This window comes from Komagataeibacter sp. NFXK3, assembly GCF_054182245.1.
Genome location: NZ_JAPIVJ010000048.1, coordinates 1 through 2,500, shown reverse-complemented (window position 1 = coordinate 2,500; position 2,500 = coordinate 1). Strand labels below are relative to the sequence as shown.

The 2,500-nt window shown below is 55.9% G+C and carries 2 rRNA genes (1 of these 2 cut by a window edge); both read left to right on the top strand.

From position 1 onward, the window contains the following. Nucleotides 1–2,202: ribosomal RNA gene (locus tag OQZ28_RS17065) — 23S ribosomal RNA — on the top strand (it extends 537 nt beyond the left edge of the window). A gap of 115 nt (nucleotides 2,203–2,317) precedes the next feature. Next, nucleotides 2,318–2,433 (top strand): 5S ribosomal RNA (gene rrf / locus OQZ28_RS17060). The last annotated feature ends 67 nt before the right edge of the window (nucleotides 2,434–2,500 follow it).

Here is a 2,500-nt window from a genome sequence, read left to right as displayed (position 1 = left end):
CGGCGTACCTTTTGTATAATGGGTCAGCGAGTTTCTGTTTGCAGCAAGCTTAAGCCGTTAGGTGTAGGCGCAGCGAAAGCGAGTCTGAATAGGGCGACGAGTTGCTGGCAGAAGACCCGAAACCGAGTGATCTAGCCATGGCCAGGCTGAAGGTGCGGTAACACGCACTGGAGGGCCGAACCCACGCCTGTTGAAAAAGTCGGGGATGAGCTGTGGCTAGGGGTGAAAGGCCAATCAAACTCGGAAATAGCTGGTTCTCCGCGAAATCTATTGAGGTAGACCGTCGAGTATTACCCCGGGGGGTAGAGCACTGGATGGGCTAGGGGGGCCCAAAGCCTTACCAAACCTAACCAAACTCCGAATACCCGGAAGTATGAGCTCGGCAGACAGACAGTGGGTGCTAAGGTCCATTGTCGAGAGGGAAACAGCCCAGACCACCAGCTAAGGCCCCCAAATCGTGGCTAAGTGGGAAAGGATGTGAGGATTCCAAAACAACCAGGAGGTTGGCTTAGAAGCAGCCATCCTTTAAAGAAAGCGTAATAGCTCACTGGTCTAATAGAAACCTTGCGCCGAAAATGTAACGGGGCTCAAGCCACGTGCCGAAGCTGTGGGTGCATTCTATGAATGCGCGGTAGCGGAGCGTTCCGTAGGTCTGTGAAGGAGACGGGGTGACCCTCTCTGGAGATATCGGAAGTGCGAATGCTGACATGAGTAGCGACAAACAGTGCGAGAAACACTGTCGCCGAAAGTCCAAGGGTTCCTGCGCAAGGTTAATCCGCGCAGGGTGAGCCGGCCCCTAAGGCGAGGGCGAAAGCCGTAGTCGATGGAAACCGGGCAAATATTCCCGGGCCTGCCAGAAGTGACGAATACAATATGTTGTCAGGTCTTATCGGATTGATCTGGCTTTTGGAGTATTCCAGGAAATAGCTCTGGCATATAGACCGTACCCGAAACCGACACAGGTGGACTGGTAGAGAATACCAAGGCGCTTGAGAGAACGATGCTGAAGGAACTAGGCAAATTACTTGCGTAACTTCGGGATAAGCAAGACCCGTCAGTGGGCAACCATGGGCGGGTGGCACAGACCAGGGGGTAGCGACTGTTTAGTAAAAACACAGGGCTGTGCGAAGTCGAGAGACGACGTATACGGCCTGACGCCTGCCCGGTGCCGGAAGGTTAAGAGGAGGTGTGCAAGCACTGAATTGAAGCCCCGGTAAACGGCGGCCGTAACTATAACGGTCCTAAGGTAGCGAAATTCCTTGTCGGGTAAGTTCCGACCTGCACGAATGGCGTAACGACTTCCCCGCTGTCTCCAGCATCGGCTCAGCGAAATTGAATTCCCCGTGAAGATGCGGGGTACCCGCGGTCAGACGGAAAGACCCTATGAACCTTTACTGCAGCTTTGCAGTGGCATCAGAGACATTCTGTGTAGGATAGGTGGGAGGCTTTGAAACCGGGGCGCCAGTTCCGGTGGAGCCATCCTTGAAATACCACCCTGACTGTTTCTGATGTCTAACCGAGGCCTGTTAGCCAGGTCCGGGACCCTGCATGGTGGGCAGTTTGACTGGGGCGGTCGCCTCCCAAAGTGTAACGGAGGCGCGCGATGGTGGGCTCAGGCCGGTCGGAAACCGGCTGTCGAGTGCAATGGCATAAGCCCGCCTGACTGTGAGAGTGACAGCTCGATCAGAGACGAAAGTCGGCCATAGTGATCCGGTGGTCCCGCGTGGAAGGGCCATCGCTCAACGGATAAAAGGTACTCTAGGGATAACAGGCTGATCTCCCCCAAGAGTCCACATCGACGGGGAGGTTTGGCACCTCGATGTCGGCTCATCACATCCTGGGGCTGGAGCAGGTCCCAAGGGTTCGGCTGTTCGCCGATTAAAGTGGTACGTGAGCTGGGTTTAGAACGTCGTGAGACAGTTCGGTCCCTATCTGCCGTGGGTGTTGGAGACTTGAGAGGATTTGTCCCTAGTACGAGAGGACCGGGATGAACATACCTCTGGTGCACCGGTTGTCGCGCCAGCGGCACAGCCGGGTAGCTAAGTGTGGACGGGATAACCGCTGAAAGCATCTAAGCGGGAAACCCACCTCAAAACAAGGTCTCCCCAAGGGCCGTGATAGACCATCACGTCAATAGGCCAGGTGTGGAAGCGCAGTAATGCGTGCAGCTGACTGGTCCTAATCGCCCAATAGGCTCATTCCATCGCCCAATCAAACGGGCAACACACATGCACAGCAGTCATCCACTCTCAACACATCACCATACACACCAACCCATCCACTTCCAGCCATACCCCATACCGGGGAGACTGGATGACCTGGTGGCCATGGCGGGGAATGATCCACCCGATCCCATCCCGAACTCGGCCGTGAAAACCCCCAGCGCCCATGATACTGTGCCTTAAGGCACGGGAAAGTCGGTCGCCGCCAGGTCTTCCAGTCTCCCCTACAATCGCGGGGTGGAGCAGCCCGGTAGCTCGTCAGGCTCATAACCTGAAGG